Annotated in this window: 15 protein-coding genes and 2 pseudogenes; 14 read left to right on the plus strand and 3 right to left on the minus strand. The window is 61.5% G+C overall.

Going from position 1 to position 25220, the window contains the following annotated elements:
- Positions 1-167: 167 nt before the first annotated feature.
- Positions 168-848 carry a phosphate signaling complex protein PhoU gene (gene phoU / locus BSTEL_RS00680; protein WP_034525951.1) on the plus strand — a complete coding sequence of 227 codons (681 nt, stop codon included), beginning with the start codon at positions 168-170 and terminating at the stop codon, positions 846-848.
- A 594-nt stretch (positions 849-1442) separates the two neighbouring features.
- Here phoU and BSTEL_RS00685 read toward each other — a convergent pair.
- The gene (locus BSTEL_RS00685; protein ID WP_034525883.1) at positions 1443-2183 is read right to left on the minus strand and encodes a phosphoglyceromutase; all 741 of its coding nucleotides are present in this window, start codon (positions 2181-2183) and stop codon (positions 1443-1445) included.
- Positions 2184-2274: 91 nt separating this feature from the next.
- Positions 2275-3057 (minus strand): annotated as a pseudogene (locus BSTEL_RS12960) (UbiA family prenyltransferase); the annotation flags it as partial.
- A gap of 19 nt (positions 3058-3076) precedes the next feature.
- Here BSTEL_RS12960 and gltD point away from each other — a divergent pair.
- From gltD to BSTEL_RS00705, 4 genes and pseudogenes are all read left to right on the plus strand, one after another.
- Positions 3077-3232 (plus strand): annotated as a pseudogene (gene gltD, locus BSTEL_RS11995) (glutamate synthase); the annotation flags it as partial.
- Positions 3233-3336: 104 nt separating this feature from the next.
- Positions 3337-3813 (plus strand): DUF2975 domain-containing protein, encoded by a 477-nt coding sequence (locus BSTEL_RS00695; RefSeq protein WP_034525887.1) that lies wholly within the window; start codon positions 3337-3339, stop codon positions 3811-3813.
- A gap of 146 nt (positions 3814-3959) precedes the next feature.
- The gene (gene glgA / locus BSTEL_RS00700) at positions 3960-5210 is read left to right on the plus strand and encodes a glycogen synthase (protein WP_034525888.1); all 1251 of its coding nucleotides are present in this window, start codon (positions 3960-3962) and stop codon (positions 5208-5210) included.
- A 150-nt stretch (positions 5211-5360) separates the two neighbouring features.
- Positions 5361-6221, plus strand: coding sequence for an ABC transporter ATP-binding protein (locus BSTEL_RS00705; RefSeq protein WP_034525890.1), 861 nt, complete (start codon positions 5361-5363; stop codon positions 6219-6221).
- Here BSTEL_RS00705 and BSTEL_RS00710 read toward each other — a convergent pair.
- The gene (locus tag BSTEL_RS00710) at positions 6209-6607 is read right to left on the minus strand and encodes a hypothetical protein (protein ID WP_162178957.1); all 399 of its coding nucleotides are present in this window, start codon (positions 6605-6607) and stop codon (positions 6209-6211) included. The two genes, BSTEL_RS00705 and BSTEL_RS00710, sit on opposite strands and share 13 nt — an antisense overlap.
- 145 nt (positions 6608-6752) lie before the next feature.
- Between BSTEL_RS00710 and BSTEL_RS00715 the strand changes: the two genes are divergently transcribed.
- The 9 genes from BSTEL_RS00715 (at position 6753) to brxL (ending at position 25003) form a co-directional block, all read left to right on the plus strand.
- Positions 6753-7427, plus strand: a complete 675-nt coding sequence (locus tag BSTEL_RS00715; RefSeq protein ID WP_034525896.1) for a DUF1819 family protein — start codon at positions 6753-6755, stop codon at positions 7425-7427.
- Between the two features lie 77 nt (positions 7428-7504).
- The gene (locus BSTEL_RS00720) at positions 7505-8209 is read left to right on the plus strand and encodes a DUF1788 domain-containing protein (protein WP_034525897.1); all 705 of its coding nucleotides are present in this window, start codon (positions 7505-7507) and stop codon (positions 8207-8209) included.
- Entirely contained in the window at positions 8206-11955 is a 3750-nt protein-coding gene (gene brxC, locus BSTEL_RS00725) for a BREX system P-loop protein BrxC (RefSeq protein WP_051922710.1), read from the plus strand. Before BSTEL_RS00720 ends, brxC begins: the two co-directional genes overlap by 4 nt.
- Positions 11952-15683 (plus strand): BREX-1 system adenine-specific DNA-methyltransferase PglX, encoded by a 3732-nt coding sequence (gene pglX, locus BSTEL_RS00730; protein ID WP_034525898.1) that lies wholly within the window; start codon positions 11952-11954, stop codon positions 15681-15683. The genes brxC and pglX overlap by 4 nt, the downstream gene beginning before the upstream one ends.
- 10 nt (positions 15684-15693) lie before the next feature.
- Positions 15694-17385, plus strand: coding sequence for a sce7725 family protein (locus tag BSTEL_RS00735; RefSeq protein ID WP_162178958.1), 1692 nt, complete (start codon positions 15694-15696; stop codon positions 17383-17385).
- Positions 17382-18455 (plus strand): RES family NAD+ phosphorylase, encoded by a 1074-nt coding sequence (locus tag BSTEL_RS00740; protein ID WP_034525900.1) that lies wholly within the window; start codon positions 17382-17384, stop codon positions 18453-18455. Before BSTEL_RS00735 ends, BSTEL_RS00740 begins: the two co-directional genes overlap by 4 nt.
- 18 nt (positions 18456-18473) lie before the next feature.
- Positions 18474-19994, plus strand: a complete 1521-nt coding sequence (locus tag BSTEL_RS00745) for an ATP-binding protein (protein ID WP_034525904.1) — start codon at positions 18474-18476, stop codon at positions 19992-19994.
- A gap of 133 nt (positions 19995-20127) precedes the next feature.
- The gene (gene pglZ / locus BSTEL_RS00750; protein ID WP_034525908.1) at positions 20128-22764 is read left to right on the plus strand and encodes a BREX-1 system phosphatase PglZ type A; all 2637 of its coding nucleotides are present in this window, start codon (positions 20128-20130) and stop codon (positions 22762-22764) included.
- 28 nt (positions 22765-22792) lie between these two features.
- Entirely contained in the window at positions 22793-25003 is a 2211-nt protein-coding gene (brxL, locus tag BSTEL_RS00755; protein WP_051922711.1) for a BREX system Lon protease-like protein BrxL, read from the plus strand.
- Positions 25004-25220 lie beyond the last annotated feature (217 nt).

Here is a 25220-nt window from a genome sequence, read left to right on the forward strand (position 1 = left end):
ACTTGGTGAACGTAGCAGTGAACGCGCAGCCAACAACAGATGGCGATTGCGCTACGTTGTCGCGAAAGCACCGGGGCTCGCATAAAATGGGAGAGGTTGCCGTGAGGTACGGGCTGCGCATGACCGTCGCCCGTCCATGGCCGAAGAAAGATGAAAGGCTGAAGACAATGCGCGTTATCTTTAACGAAGAGCTCAAGGCCGTGGCCGACGACCTTGACCGTATGGCGCAGGGTGTGCGTAAGTCCATCCGCGGCGCCGGCGATGCCCTGCTCAAGCAGGACGTGGAGGCCGCCCAGACCGTGATCGATGGCGACATCGAGCTGGACGCCCTTGAGGAGAGCGTCGTCGACCAGTGCGTCAAGCTGCTCGCCAAGCAGAACCCGGTCGCCACCGATCTGCGCGTCGTGGTCTCCACGATGCGTCTGGCCACCACCTTCGAGCGTATGGGCGATCTCGCCAAGCACGTGGCCGAGACCGCGCGCCGCGCCTACCCCGCCTCCGCGCTGCCGGAAGGCGCGAAGGAGACGTTCCAGCAGATGCAGGACTTCCTGGACGAGACGTCCGACGACGTGGTGAGCATGCTCGCCGACCGCGACGCCAAGACCGCCGAGCGCATCATCGCCAACGATGACAAGCTCGACGCCCTGCACCACAAGACTTTCGAGTTCGCGCTTGACGAAAGCGTGGAGATCAGCCGTCAGCAGCTCATCGACGTGGTGCTGCTCGGCCGCTTCCTCGAGCGCCTCGGCGACCACGCGGTCTCCGCCGCCCGTCGCGTCGTGTTCATCGTCTCCGGCTTCGATCCGTCGAAGGAGCCGAGCCGTGACGAGGAAGGCTCGATCGAGTAAGGTTCCGTCCACGCCCGTCAGGTTTGGCGGGTTCGGTCGGATAATGGATTTCCTCCCTAGGGAGGGCCCGAAACGGCGCAATGGCCTTGACTGGTCTTGCGTCGTTTTGTTATATGCGGCGGCACCGGGCGCAACGGACACGCACGATGCGTATGAGGTTATCCTGCTCTCGCCCGCAACGGACACGCACACACGTGCGCGACGGCATCCTGCTCCCGCTGGCAAAAGACACGCACGCATGCGCGACGCATCCCCGCTCCCGCTGGCGGGAGCTGTCGAACGCAGTGAGACTGAGGGTGGTCTCGCCCGACCAACGACCACCCCCACCCGGCTTCGCCGGGAGCCCCCGCCAGCGGGGGCAAAACCGCCGCATCCTCGTCTTCCGCCGGACACCCATCAGACGCGGACCCCCATCAGACGCGGACACCCATCAGACGCGGACCCCGCCAGCGGGGGCAACAGCCATTGCCGGAGACACGGGCCGCCGGGCGGGGCAACGGCCATTGCCCCGCCGTCGGGGCGAAACGAAAGGGGGGACGCTCCGTTGTGGAGCGTCCCCCCTTGTTACCGTGATTCAGTGACGAATCGTCGGGCTCACTTCTGGCCCTGGGCGGCGACGGCGGCGGCACCGGCGGCGGCGGCCTCCGGGTCCAGGTACTCGCCACGCGGCTTGATCGGCTTGAAGTCCTCGTCCAGCTCGTAGAGCAGCGGGATGGCGGTCGGGATGTTGACCTTGGCGATCTCCTCCTCGGACAGGTTGTCGAGCATCTTGACGATGGCACGCAGCGAGTTGCCGTGGGCGGCGATCAGGACGGTCTTGCCGGCCTTGAGCTCAGGCTCGATGGCGGACTTGAAGTACGGCTCGACGCGCTTGACGACGTCGGCCAGGCACTCGGCTTCCGGAACCGGATCGCCGGTGTAGCGCGGATCGTGGTTCTGCGCGTACTCGTCGTTCGGGTCGATTTCGGGCGGCGGGGTCGCGTAGGAGCGGCGCCACAGCATGAACTTCTCGTCGCCGTACTCCTGACGGATCTCCGTCTTGTTCTTGCCCTGCAGAGCGCCGTAGTGACGCTCGTTGAGACGCCAGTTGCGCTCGACCGGGATCCACAGGCGGTCCGCGGCGTCCAGCGCGATGTTGGCGGTGTTGATGGCGCGACGCAGCAGGGAGGTGAACACGATGTCCGGGAGGACGTTCTTCTCCTTGAGCAGCTCGCCGCCGCGCTTGGCTTCGGCTTCACCCTGCTCGGTCAGCGGGACGTCGACCCAGCCGGTGAACTGATTGGTTTTGTTCCATGCGCTCTGTCCGTGACGGAGCAGTACCAGTTTGTAAGACATACGGCCAGTCTACCGCCAGTCCGGGCCAGACACGAACATGAATCCCACGTTTCTCGGCAACGTTTGGGTAAACAATCGCGCGCACGACGGGTCAGGCGGCGATGCTGTCGTCGGGGGCGCCGGTGGCGATCATCGTGAGCGCGGCGAACGCGACGGCGAACCACAGGGCGTTGAGACCGGCGAGCTTCAGGGCGACGCCGTGCCGCGCGCGTGAGACGTTCAGCACGACGCCCGCCAGCAGCGCCAATCCGATGCCAGCCGCGACCAGCAGAAGCAGCGCCGCCAATCCCGGCATCCGCCCGATATGACCGGTCACCGCGAACGACGCCCGGTCGGCCGCGACAAGCCCCGACGCGACCATCAGGTATCCGGCGACCATCCACTCCACGGCCGCGCACACGATGAGCATGATCCGCGCGCCGCGTGCGCCCAGACGCACGGCGAGCGTGCGTTTGCCGTGTACGCGGTCGTCGTCGATGTCACGCAGGTTGTTGACCATGAGCAGCATCATCGCGTTGACGCCGCAGCAGACGGCGGCGAGAATCCCCATCCCGTCGACGCCGTACTCGCCATCCCACAGCATCGACCACACGGTCCAACCGGCCGCCGCCGACTTGGCCGGCACCGTGAGCGGCGTCTCGAACGCGATCCGCCACGTGTCGGGCATGCCGAAGCCGTCGAAACTCCACGCGACCGCGAACTGCGTGCCGAGCGTGGCGACCAGACCGAAGAACACGAACACGAACAACTCGCCGAATCCCGCGTACCCGTAGGGGTGACGGCCGCCGGTGTAGAACCACCCGGCGATGACGCACAACGCGCCGACGCCGATCAGCCAGTACTGCCCGGACAGCGCGGCGACGGCGAGACCGCACGCGCGAGGCGAGTGCGGCGGCGACGCCGGCCGCGGCCAGAGCCTCGTCGTGTGGGCCATCGCCGAAGGCCGCTCCTGCGCGGCCGCCGTCGACGAATACCTGTCCAGCGAGCACACCAGCGAGCTGCCTGCACCGATCAAGGCGAGCACCAGGCCGATGATGCTGCCCCGCTGATTCCGGGACGCCAGCCGTCAGTCGATGTGATTGCCGGCATATGAGGGAATCCTGCGGTACTATCTACCGCAGGATTCTTTTCGTAACACCAAAGGAGCTTGCAGATGCCGAATCGAGCGGAACGTCGCGCCAAGGCCAAAGCCGACCGCAGGGGCAGGGGAATGCCTTCCCAGTATGATGCCACGCGTGGCCGCGGCCGGTCGGGCATGATCGACGAATACCAGCTGCAGGAGCGTTCCCGCAGGCTGCAGGAAGGCGAGAGTCTGGGACCGTGGAAGCCGAGCGGCGGCTCCATCGCCGAGACGGACACCACGATGACCACCAATCCCAACTACCGCAATCCGAAGGCGTTCAAGGCGCCACACTCGGTGCGCCAGTGGTTCCGCGTGGGCAGCTGGACGCTCATCGCCCTCGCCATCATCGCGTTCTTCGTGGTCATGTGGCTGCCGACCGCCGTGCGCCCCATGTGGCTGATCATCACCGTGTCCGCCGTGTTCATCGTCGGCGTGGTGAGCCTGTTCTTCACCGCCGGGGATTCGAAGCACAATCCGAACCTCGACGAGAACGGAACCGCGGTCTGATTCCGACGGACGGTCGGGGAGACGCCGCGGCGTCGGAACCATGAACAAACGCGAAACGCACGACGGAAGTCGTGCGTTTTCCGTATGTCGTGCCGTAAAGTTGGATGTGCTTGAGTTTTCCGGATGGAAAGAGAGGTAGCAGACCAATGAAGGTTGACATTCTGACCCGTGAATACCCGCCGCACGTCTACGGTGGCGCAGGCGTGCACGCCGAGGAGCTGTCCAAGGTGCTCGCCGAGCGCGTCGACGTGACCGTGCGTGCGTTCGATGGCCCCCGCACCGAAGCGGACATCCCCGCCATCCCGAACGCCTCCGAGGCGAAGGGCTCCCTCAAGGTCGTCGGCTATGACACGCCCGCCGAGCTGAAGGACGCGAACCCCGCGTTGAAGACCTTCGGCGTCGACCTGCAGATCGCCAACGACGTGGACGCCGACATCGTCCACGCGCACACCTGGTACGCCTGCCTCGCCGGCTATGCGGCCAAGATGCTGCACGGCACGCCGCTCGTCATCACCGCGCACTCGCTCGAACCGTTCCGCCCGTGGAAGCGCGAGCAGCTCGGCGGCGGCTACAACCTGAGCTCCTGGGCCGAAAAGGACGCCTACGAGCACGCCGACCGCGTCATCGCCGTGTCCGGCGGCATGCGCGAGGACATCCTCACCGCCTACCCGAACCTCGATCCGGACAAGGTCGTCGTCGTGTACAACGGCATCACCATGGCCGACTTCGCCACGCCGGCGGACGACGATCCGGGCTGGAAGGTGTTCGACCGCTACCACATCGACCGCAGCAAGCCGACCCTGCTGTTCGTCGGCCGTATCACCCGTCAGAAGGGCCTGCCGTACCTGCTCAAGGCGCTGCACTTCGTCGATCCGGGCGTCCAGGTCGTGCTGTGCGCCGGCGCTCCCGATACCCCGGAGATCATGGAGGAAGTCAAGAACTCCTTCGCCGAGCTCGACGAGAAGCGCGGCAACATCATCTGGATCGAGGAGATGCTTCCGAAGAACGAGCTCTCCGCGCTGGAACACGGCTGCGACGCGTTCATCTGCCCGTCCATCTACGAGCCGCTCGGCATCGTCAACCTCGAGGCCATGGCGTGCGGCCTGCCGGTCGTCGCCTCCGCCACCGGCGGCATCCCCGAGGTCGTCGTCGACGGCGAGACCGGCTACCTCGTGCCGATCGACCAGCTGCGCGACGGCACCGGCACCCCCACGAACCCGGACAAGTTCGTGCACGACATGGCCGACGCGATCAACAAGGTCATGGCCGACCCGGAGCTCGCGAAGAAGATGGGCGAGGCCGGCTATGCGCGCGCCCGCGACGTGTTCAGCTGGGAGTCCATCGCCGACGCCACCGTCAAGGTCTACGAGGACGTCCTCGCCGAGCAGAACAAGTAGCCGATCGCCCTATGCACGCCCCCGCCGGCGGGGGCCGTCATGCGAAGCATGACTGGGGGTGGTGCGTTGTCCCCAACCGCCACCCCCAGTCAGCCCATGTCGACAGCCCCCGCCGGTGGGGGCGAACCGTAACAAGGAGCCCTATACCCCATGCCCAAGCTCTCCGACAACGTCGTACTCCAACTCGAAAACGTCGAATTCCGCCGCAACCGCCGCGTCATCATCACCGACGTGAACCTGACGATCCGCGCGGGGGAGCGGTGGGTGCTGTTCGGGCCGAACGGCATCGGCAAATCCACGGCTGTCGGCATGCTCGCCACGCGCACGTTCCCGTCCGAAGGCCGCGTGTTCATCCTCGGCCACCAACTCGGCAAATACGACGTGTTCAAGCTGCGTACGCGCATCGGCCTCGCCTCCGCCGACCTAGGCCGTCAGTTCCCCGAATTCGAGGATCCGCTCGACGCGGTCGTCACCGGCCTGAGCGCCGTGACCGGACGCTGGCGCGACACGTACACCGAGGCCGAATACGAGCGCGCCCGCGGCCTGCTGCGCGACTTCCGCGTGAGCTACCTCGAAGGCAAGGAGATGTGGCGACTCTCGGAGGGCGAACGCACGCGCGTGCTCATCGCGAGGGCGCTCATGGGCGACCCGGAGCTGCTCATCATGGACGAGCCGACCACCGGTCTCGACCTGGGCGGCCGCGAACAGGTGATGCGCACGCTGAGCCGCATCGGCGAGGAGAACTCCGACCGCGCGGTCGTGCTCGTCACGCACCGTCTGGAGGAGATTCCCGCCGGATTCGACCACATCGCCATCATGGGCAGGAAACCCATTCCCGCCGAGGACGCCACCGAGGATGGTGTCGACTCGATGGGCAACCCCGGTGCCGGCACCATCGTCTACACCGGCCCGCTCGAACAGGGCCTGACCGACGAACGGCTCTCCGACCTGTTCGGCATGCCCATCGAAGTCGAACACTCCCACAACCGCTGGGCCGCCTACGCGGTGTGACGAAGCCGCTCGACTTCTTCCGCGGTGGGACGCCACGTGATGAGCTGATACATCTGAGACCGATCTTTCAGCATGGATTTGATTGCGTCATCAAGTGTTTCGTTGAGATGGAAACGTTTGCTCTCCTCCGGATGAAGCCTGATGGCGGTTCGGAATGATTTGACGATATCGGAACTCTGCGTATGCCAAACAAGCTCATCGAGGATTTCCCCTATCGTAGACAGTTCCTCATCAGAGCAGTCCAGAATGAACGAAGATGCCTGCTGCGGATCCTTGCTCATCTCCTCGACCAACCGATTCCAACATTGCTCGATGCGGTCATCCCATTCGTTGTCGGTCGCGTTGCGTTCGGCGATGATCCGCCGTACCTTGTCGACATCGAACATCATTGGCTCCTTTCGATTCGGGATTTTCATGGTGTTCTGTCCATGGCCGCCGGCATCTCGTTCCACCGGAATCCTTCTCCGGCATCATATCCCGTCTGCGGTGTAGCCTGAAATATTCCTGAAGTGCGAGACACGAGGAGGACTGATGCCGGGGGCGTACGGTAGCGAGATCATGCGGGAGGGGCGGCGGTACCGCCTCTCGTTCACGGTCGGCGGATTGCTCGCCCCGCAGGGGCGTATCCTCGCCGCGCTGTTCATGGCCGACGGAGGTTTCTCCGCCGGTTCCGATGCGCCGGAATCCGAACTTGGGGAGCGTGTCGAACGGGTTCGGCAGCGAGCCATCGACGGGAACGTCCTCGCCATCCGCACGCATGCGGCGAACGTCCGCATGGTGCGTGAGGTGCTCAAGCGTTTGAGCGCGCTCACCGAAAGGGAACTGCGGTATCTGGCTGCAGCCGGGACGCCGATGGATGATTGCCGTGCGCTGATGTGGTTGGCGATGTGCCGCTACTACGCCATCGTGGGCGAGTTCGCCGACGAGGTGCTGCGCGACCGGTATCTCATGGGCATGCCGACCGTGACCCGCGGCGACTATGACCGGTTCATCCTCGCCAAGGCCATGTGGCATCCGGAACTGGAGGAGCTCAGCCCCACCACGGCGGGAAAGCTCCGTTCGAACGTGTTCAAGGCGATGGATGAGGCCGGATTGGTGGAGAAAACCGACGGCACGCTGCTGCCTTCCCTGCTTGGCGCACCCCTGACCGCTATTCTTGAGTGCAGGCCGGAATCGTTCGCGTATTTCCCGATCAGGGAACATTGAACGAACATCGAGCGGGCATCGGACACGAACCATCGATTCCGGACGTGGAATCATCCGGCGAGAGGAGACGGACGGCAATGACATTCGGCGACGCCGCACGGCGACGGCCGCAGAGCATCGAACGGGACTTCGACGCTCTGTTCCGGTACATGCGTCCCAAGCGGTTCCGCAACGGCGAGGATACCGGCGGCGAGCCGGCGGACTACATCTACGCGTATCACCCGGAGCAGGAACTGGAGGTCGCGCGTCGCATCCCGTTGCTCGTGAACCGTCTGCAGGGCATGGACCCCGTGGACGCCGATGACGCCGCTCCGGCCGTGCTGGTCATCGACCTGTACGAGCTGGCCATGCAGGTCATGAAGGATGATGACGTCTTTGACGCGGCCGTCGAACAGGAGTCCGACATGCATGGCGACGAGGATGAGGGAATCGACGGCGACGAGTTCTATCAGGCGCTCGTCGGCATGCTCGATCCGGACGGCGACGGTCTGAAAGACGCGTTGAAGGAGCGGTACCGGCGGGCGAAAGCCCATGACGAGGCGGATCTGGTGTTCGTGACCGGAGTGGGCCGGGTGTACCCGTACATCCGCGCGCATGCGCTGCTCGCCAGTCTTCAGGAGATCATGCCGGAGCATACGCCCGTGGTGTTGTTCTTCCCGGGGACCTATGAGAAGACGGCGTCGACCGTGTCGGTGATGCGCCTGTTCGATCGTCTCGAAGCGGACAACTACTACCGGGCGTTCAGTCTCAACACCGCGATTCAGGAAGGAGCCGACGCATGAGCGACATGGGCAAGGACACCGGCGACGCATTGCAGTTGAGGGACGTCTTCGTCAAGAACATCGACGACAAGATCGATGGTGTCATCAAGGCTAGCGACGACAGCAACCTCGTCGACGAGGTGCGCGAATACGTGCTGACCAATGAGATTCAGACCAATCTCGAACGGTTCCTCGACGCATACAACGATCCGTTCGCCGATTACACGAACGGCGTATGGATCTCGGGCTACTTCGGCTCGGGTAAGTCGCACCTGTTGAAGATGCTCTCCCACATCCTCGGTGACGTCCCCGCGGGCGAGGCCTCGACCTCGCTCGCGGACGGCGGCGAGCCATTGAGCCGGGCGCAGGTCATCGACATCACGAAATCCAAAGCCGGGGCCGCCGGGAATCATGAGCTCGAAGGACTGCTGGACGCGAACGCGTGCATCCCCGCCACGTCGTTGCTGTTCAACATCGACAGCAAGGCGCAGCGGGGCAGCAGGACGGCGCTGCTGGACGCGTTCATCCGCGTGTTCGACGAGGCGCGCGGCTACTACGGCGCCAACAAGTATGTGGCGAAGATGGAGCGTGATCTCGAAGCGAACGGGCGCCTCGACGAGTTCGCGCGCCGGTTCGAGGCCATCGCCGGCAAACCATGGTCGAAGGGTCGCGTGCAGGCCGCGTTCTCCGGTGCGAAGATCGACAAGGCGTTCGCCGCCGCCACGGGAGACGAGGTCGACGGCATCCTCAAGGACTACCAGCGTCAGTACAATCCGACCATCGCCGACTTCGCCGACGACGTGGCCGATTGGCTGCGGCGCCAGCCGGACGGCCATCGTCTGGTCTTCCTCGTAGACGAGGTCGGCCAGTTCGTCGGCACCGACACTGACCGCATGCTCAACCTGCAGACCGTGACGGAGGAGCTGTTCTCCCGTACGAAGGGCCGCGCGTGGGTGATCGTCACCTCCCAGGAGGACATCGACTCCGTGATCGGCGACCGCACGGTCAGTCAGGGATTGGATTTCACGAAGATCAAGGGACGCTTCGCCATCAACCTGAAGCTTTCCAGCGCGGACGCCATCGAAGTCATCCAGAAGCGTCTGCTCACCAAGAACGAGCGGGGTGAAACGGCCGTAGAGGAACTGTGGCGTGGCCACCGTGACGAGCTCGACGCCCTGTTCACCTTCCAAGGTGATGGCGCTCGACAGTTCAAGGATCTCAGGTTCGGCACCGAGGAGGATTTCACCGCCACCTACCCGTTCATCAACTACCAGTTCACGCTGTTCCAGAATGCGATGCGCGGCATGAGCGACGCCGGGTTCTTCGAGGGGCAGCATCGTTCGGTGGGCGAGCGTTCGCTGCTGTCCACCGTCAGCAGCGCGCTCGTGGAACGCAAGAACGCTACGGTCGGCGCGCTCATGCCGTTCAGCGCCTTGTATGACGGCATCGCCGGCACCATCCAGAGCTCGGTGAACCATCGCATCAACGAGGCGGAACGCGAGCTTGGTTCCGATATCTGCGAGCTGGCCTTGCCGTTGCTCAAGGCGTTGCTGCTGGTCAAGCACGTCAAGGGGTTCAAGGCCACCGTGCGCAACCTGCGCATCCTCATCCTCGACCGGTTCGGCGAGAATCTGCCCGAGTTGGAGCGGCGCGTCCAGGACACGTTGGATGTGCTGGAACGTCAGAACTATGTGCATCGCACCGGCGACGAATACGAGTATCTGACCAACGACGAGCAGGCCGTCGAAAGCGAGATCAAGAACGTCGACGTCGAGGACCGGCGGATCCGCGAACGGCTGGGCGATATCGTCGGAGAGACGCTCGGTCAGCCCCTGTCCGTGGAATACGGGTCGGGACGGAACAGGACGAAATTCCGCTACGGTCTGATCGTCGACGGCGTGGCGCAGGGCAAGTCGTACCCGATCATGCTGCACGTCGTCACCCCGATGGTCGATCTTCCGCAGGATGTCAAGATTCTGCGCTCGTCCGGCGAACGCGGCGAGCTGCACGTGGTTTTCGACGAGGATGCTTCCAAGCTTATGCGCGACCTGACCATGGTCGAACGCACGGAGAAGTATCTGCGTCTGCACGCCAACGAGCAGGGAGCGCGCAAACGCATCATCGACGACAAGCGCGGCAATCTCGGGACCATGTACCGGGAGTTGAAGACCACGGTGTCCCAGGCGTTGCGGTCCTCCGTCATCGCCTATAACGGTGCCGTGCTGGAGACGAAGGCCCGTCAGGATGCGGCGGGCATCGTCTCGGAGGCGATGCAGACGCTGATCGGGCGTCTCTACACCAATCTCGGCATGGTGGAGGGCCTCGCCTACGCCGAAAAGGACCTGCCCGGCGTGCTCGCCGACGCGTCCGTGCCGGTCGATGCTTCCCAGCCGTCGATTGGTGTGGGCACCGACACCGCGAGAAACCGTCTGGATTCGCCGGCGCAGGATGTGTTCGATTACGTGGCCGGTCAGGCCCGCCGCAACCTCGCGTCCACCGTGCGCGACGTCACCCGCCATTACGAGGACGAACCGTATGGCTGGCCGTTCACGGTCACGCTCGCCTGCCTGTGCCATCTGGTCGGTTCCGACCGTATCCGTCTGATGATCGACAGCAGGCGCGTGCCCCGCACCGACGTGGTCAAGAGCCTGACCAACCAGAAGACGGCGGAAAGCGTGCTCGTGGAGATTCCGAAACGCCACGACGCCGCCAAACTGAGGGATCTGCGTGAATTCGCCGCCGACTATCTCGGTATGGCCGGGGACAGGCTGCCGTCGGACGCGGAGGACATGGCCCGGGCCATCAAGGAGGGGCTGCTCGCCGAAGCGCATGCGATCGAGACCCTGCGGGCCGCCAACGGCCGGTTCCGGTTCGTCGAATCATTGGACGGGCCGCTCAAGCGCATCAGGGAGGTGGCCGGCAAATCCGAGGAGTGGATTCTGGAATCCTTCCCCTCGGACGACGAGGACGACGGCACGGAACGGCTGCTCGACGACAAGGAGGATGTCGTCGACCCGATCCGCAAGGTACTCAACGGCAAGCAGCGTGACGTGCTGTCCGATGGACTGGATTGGATTGCGTCCAACGATTCCAACTTCACGCTCGCCCCCACCGAACTGCAGCAGGAGCGTGACACGGTACGTGCCATCGCGGACGATCCGAAGCTGTTCCAAGGCAATAAGGTCAACCTGTTCCGAACCCGGTTGGCCGCATTGCAGGAGCATCTCGCCGGTTTCGCGGATAAGGAGCGCGGACGCGCCGCGGATGTCGTCGCTCGGGTGCGCGAGACCCTTACCGGCAGTGACTCCTACCGTGCCGCCCGCGAGGGCGCGCGTCGGGAGGCCCTGCGCTCGCTGGATGAGGCGACGGCGAAGATCCGGGATGCGAAGTACGTCGCCGACATCCGTCAGACCGCGGATCATGTGCGCGACGAGCTGTCGTTGGCGTTGCTCAACCGGTTGGATGCGGCGAAGGAGAAGCCGGAACCGGTCGCGGTCGCGCCGTCCGCAGGCGCACCGAAGCACGCGTCGGCGTCACAGGTCGAATCCGATGCGTCGGCCGGGTCGGCCGAACCGGGCGCGTCGTCCTCTTCGACCGATGACGGTTCGCGTCGGCCGAACGCCGAACCGTCCGATCGTTTCATCCGCGTCACGCCGCCGCGTTCCAAGTCGATGCTGTGCACCGAGGCCGACGTGGATGAGTTCCTCGACGCATACCGTCGCAAGCTCATCGCCTCCATCAAGGAAGGAAAGAGAATTCTGCTATGAATACGAACAGGTTGCAGGGGTTCGCGGCTGAGGCCCGCGTGGAGCTCATCAGGGCGGTACGGGCCAAGCTGGATGCGGCGATGGAGCCGGATTCGGCGGCGCGGGTGGACGATCCGGGCGCGTTCGCGAGACTGATGGAGGAGATCCGTCAGGCGGGCGGCGGTGAGCAGGGCCGTGCGAGGACGGCGGAACGTCACGCCTACCGCTGGTTCAACCGGATCATCGCGTTGCGCTACATGGATGCGAACGGGTTCACGTCGCCGCACGTGGTGTCCGGCGACGACGCGGACGATCCGAACGCGCTGCCGGAGGTGCTTTCGGCGGCGAAACGGGGCGAGTTCGACGAGGACGTGTTCGGTTCGACCGTGGGCGCGAAGTCGAAGCTCATGCCCACGATCGTCGCATTGCTGGACGGTTCGAAGCCCAGCAACGATCCGCAGGGCGATGCGTATGGCCTGCTGCTGCGCGCGTACTGCGACTACTGGCACCGGTTCCTGCCGTTCATGTTCGACGAGGCAGGTGCGGCGGACGGCATCCTCATGCCCGCCGACCTGCTCGCCTCCGACTCCATCCTGCGCAAGGCCGTCACGGCGATGCCCGTCTCCGATTGCGTCGGCTCATCCTCGGCCCCCTCTGACGAGGGGGCTGTCGCCGAAGGCGACTGGGGGAGAGATTCCCGCAGGGGAACCGGCAACGTGGAGATCATCGGCTGGCTCTACCAGTTCTACATCGCCGACCGCAAAGACGAGGTGATGGCCGGCTTCAAGAAGTCAAAGAAAGCCGGCGCCGCCGAGATTCCCGCCGCCACCCAACTGTTCACCCCCGACTGGATCGTTCGGTACCTCGTCCAGAACACGGTCGGCCGCCTCTGGACCCAATCCCACCCCGAATCCCAACTCTGGAAATCGTGGGCCTACTATATTCCCGCCCCCGCTGGCGAAGAGAGAGATTTGCCCCCGCTGGCGGGGGCTGGCACGCGCAGCGTGACTGGGGGTGGTCACGGTGGTCCGGAGAAGGGAGAGCTGCTCCGCATCGACACCCCCGAAGACCTCACCGTCTGTGACCCCGCCTGCGGTTCCGGCCACATGCTCACCTACGCGTTCGACCTGCTGTACGACATCTACGACGAATCTGGCTACTCCGCCAACGAGATTCCCGGATTGATCCTCAAGCACAACCTGTATGGCATGGAGATCGACGAACGCGCGGCCAACCTCGCCGCCTTCGCCCTGACGATGAAGGCGCGCGGCCGCTACCGCCGCTTCTTCCGCAAGGGCCGTCAGGTCCAACCCAACATCCAGCGCATCACCCCCGAGTACTTCACCGAATCAGAGGTCGAAGAGCTCAACGAGCTGTACGACGTGACCTTCGACGCCGAAACGTGGAACACCTACCAGCACGCCGACATCTACGGCTCCCTCATCCAGCCTCCGACGGACTTGGTCGCCTTGCTCCCGCTGGCGGGAGCTGTCGAGCAAAGCGAGACTGAGGGTGGTCAACCCATGCTGCTCGCCCCCGACCTCCTCGACCGAGCCCACACCATTCTCACCCAGACCGCCTACCTCACCCGCAAGTACGCCGCGGTCGTAGCTAACCCTCCCTACATGGGTGCAGGCAACATGGGTGACTTGCTGAAGAAATGGCTGACGAAGAATTACAAGGCCGGCAGCAAGGATTTGATGACCGCCTTCATGCTGAAGGCTTCCCAGATGGTTGTCCATGATGGATATTGGGGAATGATTAACCTGCCGTCATGGATTTCCCTTTCGTCCTTTGAAAATTTGCGTGCATGGTTGCTGTCAACCTGCCATATCGATTCCTTCATCGACATGGGACGAGGTATCTTCGGATCCGATTTCGGCAGCGTCGCATTCGTGATTCATAACACGAACAGCGATGGTCGAAAAGGCTATTATCGCAGGCTTTTTGAGAAGCATGTCGATGTGCGCCCAGTGAAGACCATTGAGAGTCTGTTCCTCGATAAGAGCTACAACGTCTTCACCGTCGACCAGCAGGATTTCGCCCAGATTCCCGGCTCGCCGATTGTGTACTGGCTATCCGACGCCATGCGCAAGACGTTTGTAATGGGTAAGCCTTTTAGGGAAATCTCCAACCCGCGAGGTGGCTTACAAACTAGCGATAATAATCGTTTTATTCGTGATTGGTGGGAATCATGCTTCAATGCTATTGGATTTGGGTTTCCGGATAGAAAAAAAGCTTCCAATTCTAATCTGAAGTGGTTCCCGTATAATAAGGGCGGGGCGTATTGTAAGTGGTATGGAAATGAGGAAAGCATAGTAAACTGGCAAAATGACGGAGGTGAAATTAAGAGATTTATATGTGAAAAATACTCATATTTAAATGGCAATTTTGCATGGGTTGCAAAAAATATGGATGATTATTTTGCGCCGTCGATTTCTTGGTCATTGATTGGCTCTGGTGAAACTTCCTTCCGCTATTACCCGACTGGAAATATTTTTGACCATGCCAGCGGTTCCTTCTTTGGTGACGAGGCTGCGCGTAGAACCTATTTAGCTATTCTTAATAGTTCGGTGGCGGGGGCGATTATAGCTGCTATTGCGCCAACTTTGAATGCAAATGCTGGTTTAATTGGGCAAATTCCATTTATCTCCATTAAGAGTGAGCTGGACGGTGTAGGAGAGCTTGTCTTTGTCTCCAAATCGGACTGGGACTCCTATGAGACCTCGTGGGATTTTGCGGGGTTGGAGATGCTAAGGGACTCCGATGACGCTGCCTTGTCGGACGTCATTCCCGCGTACATCGAACGGTGCAAGACAATTGCCGAGGAGCAGCGCCAGCGTGAGATTCGGAACAACGAGCTGGTGGCGGACGCGTATGGTGTGCGTGACGAGGTACCGTGCGACGTGCCGATCGAACGCGTCTCGCTGAAGCGCAATCCGGCGTTCGCCTATCCGAAGGCCACGCCCGCCGAGCGCGACGAGTTGATGGCCAGGGACGTCGTCAAGGAGATCATCTCCTACGCGGTCGGCTGCATGTTCGGGCGGTATTCGCTCGACAAGCCGGGGCTGATTCTCGCCTCGCAGGGCGAAACCCTCGACTACTACCATGCGCAAATCCCGAACCCCTCGTTCGCACCGGACGCGGACAACGTCATCCCCGTGACCGACGACGAATGGTTCGAGGACGACATCGTGACCCGCTTCCGCGACTTCCTCGCCGTCGCCTGCGGCGAGAAGCACCTGAGCGAGAACATCACCTATATCGAACAGGTGCTCGGTAAGCCGCTGCGCAAATACTTCGCCATGGACTTCTACGACGACCACGTCAAGATGTATAAGAACCGTCCGATCTACTGGATGTACTCCAGCCGGACGGACAACAAGGGTGCGTTCAAGGCGCTCGTCTACCTGCACCGGTACACGCCCGCCACCACGAACACCGTGCTCAAGTACCTGCGCGAGTTCGCCGGCAAGCTCACCGCCCAATCCGAGGCGTTGCTCGCCTCCTCCAAGGCCGCCGAGGCCCGCAAGGGCGAGAAGCTGCGCGCCGCCGTCAAGGAGTGCGACGACTACGAGCGTGACGTCCTCTACCCGCTTGCCACCCGCAACCTCCCCATCGACCTCGATGACGGCGTCCTCGTGAATTATCTACGCATGGGCAAGGCCCTCCGCACCATCAAACCCATCGAAGCCAAACGCAAAACCGTCCAATCCTGGACTTGGCCCACCAACCCGTTGGAGGTCTAGAATGCGGATGATGGAAAGAGACGAATCGTACTATCAGGATGTGGTGGCATATCGGTTGCTGCTGCATTCGCATAGTTTGAGGACGTCGAAGGCCTTTCGACAGTTGCATGTCGCCAATTCCATTGCGGATACGGTGATCATCAATGGGCATGGAACCGTGTATGAAATCAAGTCCGACCTTGATACCTTTGAACGTCTCGAAGGCCAGCTGAAAGACTATTTCAAGGTGTTCTCCTATGTGAATGTCGTGATTCCCGAGGAAAAACTCACGTGTCTGCGAGAGCGACTCGCTGTCATGCCTGAATTCGGCAGGCATGTAGGCGTCTATGTACTGACACGACGTAATGCGCTCAAGAAGGTACAAGCGCCGGATGAATACAACAATGATCTCAGCGGGTTGGAGCTGTTGAAAATGCTGCGCAAACCTGAGTATTCGGCGATTCTTCGTTCCGAGTTCGGCATGTTGCCCGATGTTCCTCCGGCCATGTTCTACCCCGCTTGCCGAAAGATGTTCCTCGACATTCCCGTGCTGAAGGCGCAGGCATTGGTTATGGCCGCAATCAAACAGCGCAACGCATGGACCCGTGAGGATTTGGAACGTTTCCCGGAGGCGCAGCGCATATCCCTTTACTTCAGTTACGATAAGATGCAACAGGTACCTCGAAGGAAGACCTTCCGGCTGAGGATGACGCGACAAGGGGGATGCGTGATGACGTACTATCCATATCTCAGGGCGCGGCAGTATGAGCTGTTTGCCCTCCGTGAGCTGCTTACAGGGGGTTTGCTGTCTCGCGATGTGGTGCCGATCATCGAGCCGGTAAGGGATATGCCGCAATTGCATCAGGTCATAAGGCTCTTTCGTGAGCGTGAGGGGAGCGCACTGGGAGTGGTGCTGAACCCGAACATGGGAGAGTTGACATCGGACATCGACCTTGATACCAAGCTCGACATATACGGGCGCAACGAGTCGGAGCCGTTGATAGGTGCAGCAGGAACAGTGTCTCCGGTGATTCTGCTGAACAAGGATGCCGTGGAGGTCGCAGAACGGGTCCGAAACGCTGATGAGTCTCTGCTCCAGGATGACGGCATCGTGTTTGTCTCCGAAAGCGATCGAGATCGCATCGGCGACTTGAAGAAATTCGATTTCCGTGCTGTCGCATTGTCCGACAGTGAACGGCTGAATCGTGATTTGAAACGTAGCGGTATCCGATCGAGGCGAATTCTGTTCTCGGACCCTTTCATCAAACGCGAGAACAACGCCGCATATGCACAGGATGACCATGCGGATGAATTCTTCTCCGATGACCATCTGTGGTATGAGAAAGAGGGCTATGTAGGATTCGGTGATTACTCCATTGTCGGAGATAACTACACCGAACGGGGCGGCATGCCCAAGGCGGTCGCATTGCATATCGTTTATTTTGATGATGAATGGACGCTGCGTATTCACCATTTCGTTTCCGAAGTCAGTGATGACGCCCATGAGACCCCGATGAAATTCATCGAGACGGCCAGACAGTTGGACTCCTGGCATGAGGCTCGTGAGGGTTTGCCGTACGAACATATGACGTTGGGTATGCAGACACTCATCAATCATGCGAAGACCGGCACTTACCCCGGCCTGCCGACCATCAAGAAACTGTCCATCATGCACCATCTCCAGCTCATGAGTTGGTTCCTTTCGGAAAGGCCGGACCGATGACGAACTGCTGCGTGAACTGTTTCCAAGATCATGTACTCCGTGATCTGGTGGAAAGCTTCGATGTCCGAGGAAACTGTGATTTCTGCGATGGCAGAGGTGTCTGCGTCTATGACTTCCGCAAACATGCCGATTTGCAGAATATGCTGCTGTCCATCATAGGGTTGTATGACACCGCGAGCTCCGAAACAGAGAGCCAAGCGCATTCCCTGGCATATGAACTTACGAGTAGGTGGCATTTGCTGAAGCTTTCGGAGAGTCGGGCAAGACATTTGCTGAATTCCATGTACCAAGAGACGACGGGCGGAATCTTCGACGGATATAAGATGGAGAAGTTTCTTGGTGGCCTTGTCCAGTTGAAACGGATGCGGAAGGATGGCAAGGAACATGATTGGGAGAAGTTCGCCGATCACCTGAAGTACCATAATCGCTTCTTTGTTTCGTTTATTGACCTCGAGGCTTTGGAGGAACTGATTACCTATACGAGAGCCACCTGCAAGCCGGGTACGATTCTGACGAGAGCGAGAATCGCCAAAGATGCGAAAGGATTCGCTCCGGGAGAGGACATGGGGGCTCCTCCTCGAGGACTGGCCGGCAACGGCCGTATCAACCCGGCGGGTATCAGCGAACTGTATACGACTTTAGGAAATGATGCTGAAGCGGATGATACGGCTCTGCATGAGATTCGGGCCGGCATGCACGATTATGTGACGTTCGGGAAGTTCGTTTTGAATCGGGCAATCACCATCGCGGATTTGTCGAGACTCGAGGAGATCAGCCCATTCGACATAGACGAAGAGGATCTTCCCCTATTGGCCGCGAATTTGGAAATACTCAACGGCATGTCCCGGGAAATCTCCAAGCCTATGCGTAGAGGAGATGATTCCCTCGAATATGTTCCTTCGCAGTACATCGCCGAATTCATTAAGAGCCTTCAATACGATGGAGTCAAATATGCCAGTACGTTGAGAAACGGGGGCATGAACCTGTGCCTGTTCGACCCCACCGCATATGTATGCTGCAAGACATACACCAAACGAGTGAGCGAAGTGGCATATTCCACTGTGAACTAGGAAGGAGAAGGAACGTTCATGGGAGGTCTATGGTCCGGTGAATCCAAGAACGTTGAGTATAAGGTGGCGTTGCCGGATCGGAGCATCAAGTATGTGAAGACGGCGGTGGCGTTCGCCAACGGCGAGGGAGGGCGCATCGTGTTCGGCATTGAGGATCAGACGTTGAACGTGGTCGGTGTGCCGGACGATCAGGTGTTCACCATCATGGACGCCATCTCCAACGCCATCGCCGACAGTTGCGAACCGCTCATCATCCCGGACATCTCCATGCGCGACATCGACGGCAAAACAATCATCGTCGCCGAGATCCTGCCCGGAGCGCAGCGTCCGTACTTCATCAGGTCCATGGGACGTGACCAAGGCACGTTCGTGCGCGTCGCCGGCACCACACGGCAGGCCGACTCGGCGACCGTCAAGGAACTGCTGTTCGAAGGCAGCAACCGCAGCTTCGACCAGACCGCATGCCTAGGATTGGAAGCGACCGACGACGGCATCGCCGAACTGTGCGAGCGGATGACGGCGGTCGCCAAAACCAACGCGAAACATGACGCCGACCAAGTCAAACCGGTAACCGCCAAGCAGTTGCTCTCATGGGGCGTGCTGACCGAACGTGACGGCGAACTGAAGCCCACGAACGCCTATGCGATCCTGACCGGTACCAACGGGCCCGTGCGTTCCGTCATCCAATGCGGCGTATTCAAAGGCTCCACCAAAGCCGTGTTCGTGGACCGGCGCGAATTCGCCGGCGCACCATGGGAACTCGTCGAACAGGCCTACCAGTACGTGCTGCGCAACATCCACATGGGCGCACGGTTCGAAGGCGTCTACCGGCAGGACGTGTACGAGATACCGCCGGACGCGATTCGCGAACTCATCGTCAACGCCGTCGTACACCGCAGCTACATCGACCATTCGAGCATCCAAGTCGCCATCTACGACGACCGTCTCGAAATCACTTCGCCCGGACGGTTGCCGATGGGGCAGACCATCACGCGTATGAAGGAGGGCTATTCGAAGATCCGCAATGAGGCGTTGGCCGCCGCGTTCGCCTACATGCGGCTCATCGAACACTGGGGCAGCGGTATTCCGCGCATCATCGAGGAGGTCCGTGAAGCAGGACTGCGCGAACCGGAATTCCTCGGCGGCGATACCGACCTGCGCATCAACATCTACCGGAGCGCCGACGACGCAGTTCGCGATACTCCAACCGGAGTGCGGGATACCGGCGGTGCAGTTCGCGATACTGTCGATACGGTGCCGGATAACGAACAGTCGGTTCGCGATAAGTTCGCGATTAGTTCGCGATTAGTTCGCGATACCTTCGAGCTCAATGAGCAGGAACAAGAAGCGTATGCGTATATTCGGGAACACAGTGGAGCGCAGTCAGACAATATCGCGGCATTGCTGAATGTCGGCAAGCGCCAAGCCCAGAAGATCCTCACCGGATTGGTGAACCGCGGATTGCTGCGCCGCATCGGTGCTGCGCGATCCACCCGGTATGTCCTCGCCGACGAAACCACAGGGAATGGCGAAGGCTAATCGATATGTGTCGAGTATGGTCGACACCTACCAGTGAAACCCACTAAGGTGTCGTCCATACTCGAAACTTCGGGATAAACGACCGTACAGTGTCGTCCATACTCGACACCCACGAGTGGAGGAAGGAACTCGCATGAGCAGTGGCACGCAGATCGGCCGGATGCTGGCGGCGCGGTTCGCACAATACGACGGCACGGTATACAGTGCCGGACGCATCGTGTTCTGGCACGACGAGCACGGCGAGTTCGCGGACCAACTTGATGGCATCGCAGGACCCGACGCGGCGGACGACGCGTTGCGCGATGTGGAGGTCCTGCGGCTGGAACGCAACCCGTTCGCGTTGAAGCACCGCATGCTCATCGAACAACCCACCACGAAGTTCCTCGTCTACGTGACGGGCGCGCTGCCCGCCGACAAGGACAGATGGCTGCTGGACCTCGAACTGGCATACGGGCCATGGTTCACCGCCGACCGGCTGTCGATGATCGTCAACGAGATGTTCCCGCGCGAGGCCTCCTCATCCACGCGTGACACGTGGCTCGCCATCATGCGGCGTACCAAACCGTTCTTCGACGACGACGTGCTCGTCGAAGCGTTGTCCCGACGCGTGAAGGCGGACGACGACGAACTCGACTTCCAGGCGGACATGGTCGCCGCGCTCCTCGACCTGCCGTCGGGGGAGCGGAGCCTCCAATCGATCTGGCGCGTGCTGCTCGCACAATACGCGGACGGCGACGCGGACGGCATCGAACGCATCACGGCGACGGGACTCGCCGACTACCATTGGACCGGAACCCGAACCATCTACCGGTTCGACGCCGCGCGAGAACTGGAACACCCCACGGTCAAGGACTTCGTGCTCTGGCTGTTCCGACTGGCATGGAACGGGTTCACCGACGCCGCACACGGCGCCGACTACTACGCGAACATCCGACGCGACTTCGACATGTGGCGCAACGACCCGCGATTCGCGACGACCATGCGCGCCCTTGCCGAAGACGTGTTCTCCGAACTCAACCTCGAATCCGAAGTCACGGGCATGGGCGCCGAGGAACTGGCGTCGCACGACATCTTCCGTGAAGTCGACGACCACCTCGTGGCGTTGCTGTACGAGGCGCTCGGCAACGAGAGCATCGCGGACGGCGACGTGCAGCGCGTCGTCGCCTCCCGACGCTACGGCCTCTGGCATGACGACTTCGCCAAGAATTACGCGATCATCGCCGCCGCCAGCGCGTTGCGCGCCCGGTTGCGCGAGGCCCGCCCCCTCATCGAATCCATCGCATCTCCCGAAGGCGGATTCCGTCTCTACGCTGATGAACTGTACCGGGTCGACGGCTGCTACCGCCGGCTCATCGCCACATGGAAGGACGGCGGCCGTCCGCTCGCCGGCAATCCGATCGCGGAGGATCTGGAACGCGAATACGCCCGATACCAGAAGGATCTGAGCGTCACATGGCAGAAGCAGGTCGACGCGATGCACGACTGGTCGATCGACGGCATCCCCGCGCAGGCCGGCTTCTACACGCGCAACGTGAAGAAGGTGACCGACGCCGGCAGGAAGATCGCCGTCATCATCTCCGACGCGCTGCGCTACGAGGTCGCCGAGGAATTCCGCGAGCGGCTGGTCGCGCAAAGCCGCTGGAACGCCGCCATCGAAGCGCAATTGGGCGTGCTGCCCTCCTACACGCAGCTCGGTATGGCCGCGCTGTTGCCGAACACGGTCCTCGCGTTGAACCCGACCGACCATTACTGCGTGCTGGCGGACGGAAGAGCCACCGCGGGCATGGAGGCGCGATCCGCTATTCTCGCCGCTGTGAACGGCAAAGCCGTGAAAGCCGAAGAGCTGCTCAACATGAAACGCGACGAATACCGCGATCTGGTGAAATCCTGCGGCGTGCTCTACGTCTACCACAACGTCATCGACGCGACCGGCGACGATCCGGCGAACGAATCCAACGTGCTCGCTGACTGCAGTCGGGCGCTGAACGAACTGGACACCATCGTCAAACGACTCGCCAACGCGAACGTGACCAACATGATTGTCACCGCCGACCACGGATTCCTCTACCAGAACCACGACGTGACCGATGCCGAATGGCTGAGCGACCAACCCTCCGGCGATGCAATCTGGCAGAGGAAACGCCGCTTCGTCACCGGCTCGGACCTCGCCCGCAAACCCGCGTTCACCACGTTCACGGCCGCGCAGGTCGGTCTGTCCGATCCGAACGACGAACACGTGACCATCCAAGTCGCCAACGGACTGCACCGGATGCGCCTTCAAGGCTACGGCGTACGCTACGTGCACGGCGGCGCGGCACTGCCCGAAATCGTCGTGCCGGTCGTCCACATCAACAAAGGACGCTCCGCTTCGGACGACGCGCGACCGGTGGAATTCCGCATCCTGCAGAACACGGACCGCATCACCACCGGACAGATCACCGTCGACTTCCTGCAGACCGAGCCCGTCGGCGGCAAGATTTCCGAACGCACCATACTCGCCGGACTATGGGGCGTGGAACCGGACGGGCACGCCACGCTCATCTCCAATGAGGTGCCGCTCGCCTTCGCCTCCACGTCCAAGGACCCGGCCGACCGGCATGTGCCCGCCACGTTCCTGCTGACCACGGACGCCACACGGTTCAACAACACCGTCATCGAGCTGAGGCTCAGTGAACGGATCGAAGGCTCCAGCCAGATGCGCCGGCTCGACACCACGGCGGAATACCGACTCCAACGTGGGCTTTCGTTCGACGACGGATTCGACTTCTGAAACAGACGAACAGGCGTAAGGTGGGATCATGGCAGACGACGAACAGCCCGACACGACCGTGACCGGAACGGATGACGTTCCGACGATGAACGACCTCGACCGCAAAGTGACCGGTGAATTCTCCGGCTACACGGTGCGCAAGGATCTGGTCGGCAAAGTCAAAGGCAACGCGCTCGTACCCTCATACGTGCTCGAATACCTGCTTGGCAAATACGTGACCACCACCGATTCGGAAAGCGTACGGGCCGGGGTGGAACGAGTGCGGGCCATCCTTGCGGACAACTACGTGCACCGTGAGGAAGCCAACCTCATTCAGTCGAAGATTCGCGAGAAAGGCCGATATCAGGTCATCGACAAAGTGCAGGTGACGCTCAACGAGAAGCTCGACCAGTACGAGGCCATGTTCGAGAACCTCGGCATCAGCCGGGTGGTCGTGGACTCCGACACGGTCAAGAAGAACCCGAAGCTGCTGGTCACCGGCATCTGGTGCATGTGCACGCTGGTCTACGCATATTCAGGGGACCCCAAGGACGTTCCGTGGAGGCTGCGCCGGCTCATGCCCGTGCAGATGTCGCACGACGACCGGGAGAACTATCTCGCGATGCGCTCGCGGTTCACTGCCGGTGAATGGGTCGACCTGCTCATGCAGTCGGTCGGATTCGAGCCTGCATTGTTCTCCGAACGAGCCAAACTCCTCCATCTGGTACGCATGATTCCGTTCGTCGAACGCAACTACAACCTCATCGAACTCGGTCCCAAAGGCACCGGCAAATCGCACATCTACTCCGAATTCTCACCGCACGGCATGCTCATCTCCGGCGGCGAGGTGACCGCGGCGAAACTGTTCGTCAACAACTCCAGCGGACAGATCGGCCTCGTCGGCTACTGGGACACGGTCGCGTTCGACGAATTCGCCGGCAAGACCAAGAAAGCCGACCGGGCGCTCGTCGACATCATGAAGAACTACATGGCGAACAAGTCGTTCTCGCGCGGCCGCAACACCATGCAGGCGGAAGCGTCCATGGCGTTCATCGGCAACACCTCCCACAACGTGCCGTACATGCTCAAGAACACCGACCTGTTCGAGGAGCTGCCGAAGCAATACCACGATTCCGCGTTCCTCGACCGCATCCACTACTACGTGCCCGGCTGGGAGTTCGAGCAGATCCGGTCCGAGATGTTCACCGACGGCTACGGGTTCGTCGTCGACTATCTCGCCGAGATCCTCCACAATCTGCGCGACGTGGACTACGCGTCGAAGTACGAGAAGTACTTCGCGCTCTCGCCCACGCTCTCCACGCGAGACAAGGACGGCGTGCGCAAGACCTTCTCCGGACTCATGAAGCTCATCTACCCGTCCGGCGAAGCGTCGATGGAGGAGATGGAGCCGCTGCTGCGCTGCGCCATCGAAGGACGCAAACGCGTCAAGGACCAGCTGTGCCGCATCGATTCCACCATGGCCGAAGTCGACTTCTCATACACGCGCGCCGGTTCTCCCGACCCCATCGCCGTACACACGGTGGAGGAGGACGACTATCCGGACCTGTACTGGCGGGGGAGAGGCACCTCCGCCGTCTCTGCCAGTAACGATGAGATCCCGGAGGGGGAGACGGCAATGGCCGGAGCAGTCTCCCCGGCCAAGCCTGAAACGCAACCCGCAGCGTCCTCCGGAAACGGCGGGGCGGGCGACCCCGCAGAAAAGACGCCTGCCCCCAAACCAATGAATCCGATCGAACGTGCCGCGGCCGCGGCCAAACCGGATCATCTTGAATTCGCCGAGGACCGTGCGGGCGTGACATACAACAGGCTTTTCGGGCCGTACGTGGCAGGCGCCTCCCGGATCACCGTCAAGGATCCCTACATCCGCAAAACCCATCAGATACGCAACTTCGTCGAATTCCTCGAAACCGTATTCACCTACACGGATCGGGCCGATGAGGTACACGTGCATCTCATCACCGCGTCTGATGCCGAGACCATGGATCGGCAGCTTGAGGATTTCACACAGGTGCAGAACACGTTCGGTCAGCTGGGAATCGTGTTCACCTACGAGTTCAGCGACACCGGGCACGACCGTTCCATCGTCACCGATACCGGATGGCGGGTGATACTCGGTCGTGGACTCGACATCTACCAGTACTATGACGGCAACCGTCTCAACCCGCAGGTCCGGCTTCAGAAGCTGCGGAAGGTCAAGGAATTCGAAATCACGTATGTGAGGAAGGATGAGGCCGACTAGTCTTTTCGCGCCGGATACCGGCGGAACGCGCCATTTCGCGGTTGTGTGGCCGAATCCCGTGCCGGCTAACGTGAGTCCGGGCCATTCCGGCGTTATCCGGCGGATTCCTGTGCCGGACAACCACGGAAACCGGGCGTATGCGGTTACGCGGCGGCAGGAGAGCTCCCGGCCGTCCAGAGAAGCCGCCGCCCGGCCGTCGATTGGGCTCCCCGCGTGT

Source organism: Bifidobacterium stellenboschense (assembly GCF_000741785.1).
GTDB lineage: Bacteria > Actinomycetota > Actinomycetes > Actinomycetales > Bifidobacteriaceae > Bifidobacterium > Bifidobacterium stellenboschense.

Excerpts from the sequence above, each read along its gene's own strand:
- BSTEL_RS00715 (WP_034525896.1), top strand. The coding sequence starts at position 6,753 with ATGCCGGGGGCGTACGGTAGCGAGATCATGCGGGAGGGGCGGCGGTAC.
- phoU (WP_034525951.1), top strand. The coding sequence starts at position 168 with ATGCGCGTTATCTTTAACGAAGAGCTCAAGGCCGTGGCCGACGACCTT.
- brxL (WP_051922711.1), top strand. The coding sequence starts at position 22,793 with ATGGCAGACGACGAACAGCCCGACACGACCGTGACCGGAACGGATGAC.
- pglX (WP_034525898.1), top strand. The coding sequence starts at position 11,952 with ATGAATACGAACAGGTTGCAGGGGTTCGCGGCTGAGGCCCGCGTGGAG.
- BSTEL_RS00740 (WP_034525900.1), top strand. The coding sequence starts at position 17,382 with ATGACGAACTGCTGCGTGAACTGTTTCCAAGATCATGTACTCCGTGAT.
- BSTEL_RS00720 (WP_034525897.1), top strand. The coding sequence starts at position 7,505 with ATGACATTCGGCGACGCCGCACGGCGACGGCCGCAGAGCATCGAACGG.
- brxC (WP_051922710.1), top strand. The coding sequence starts at position 8,206 with ATGAGCGACATGGGCAAGGACACCGGCGACGCATTGCAGTTGAGGGAC.
- BSTEL_RS00735 (WP_162178958.1), top strand. The coding sequence starts at position 15,694 with ATGGAAAGAGACGAATCGTACTATCAGGATGTGGTGGCATATCGGTTG.
- BSTEL_RS00695 (WP_034525887.1), top strand. The coding sequence starts at position 3,337 with ATGCCGAATCGAGCGGAACGTCGCGCCAAGGCCAAAGCCGACCGCAGG.
- BSTEL_RS00705 (WP_034525890.1), top strand. The coding sequence starts at position 5,361 with ATGCCCAAGCTCTCCGACAACGTCGTACTCCAACTCGAAAACGTCGAA.
- BSTEL_RS00710 (WP_162178957.1), bottom strand. The coding sequence starts at position 6,607 with ATGTTCGATGTCGACAAGGTACGGCGGATCATCGCCGAACGCAACGCG.
- BSTEL_RS00685 (WP_034525883.1), bottom strand. The coding sequence starts at position 2,183 with ATGTCTTACAAACTGGTACTGCTCCGTCACGGACAGAGCGCATGGAAC.
- BSTEL_RS00745 (WP_034525904.1), top strand. The coding sequence starts at position 18,474 with ATGGGAGGTCTATGGTCCGGTGAATCCAAGAACGTTGAGTATAAGGTG.
- glgA (WP_034525888.1), top strand. The coding sequence starts at position 3,960 with ATGAAGGTTGACATTCTGACCCGTGAATACCCGCCGCACGTCTACGGT.
- pglZ (WP_034525908.1), top strand. The coding sequence starts at position 20,128 with ATGAGCAGTGGCACGCAGATCGGCCGGATGCTGGCGGCGCGGTTCGCA.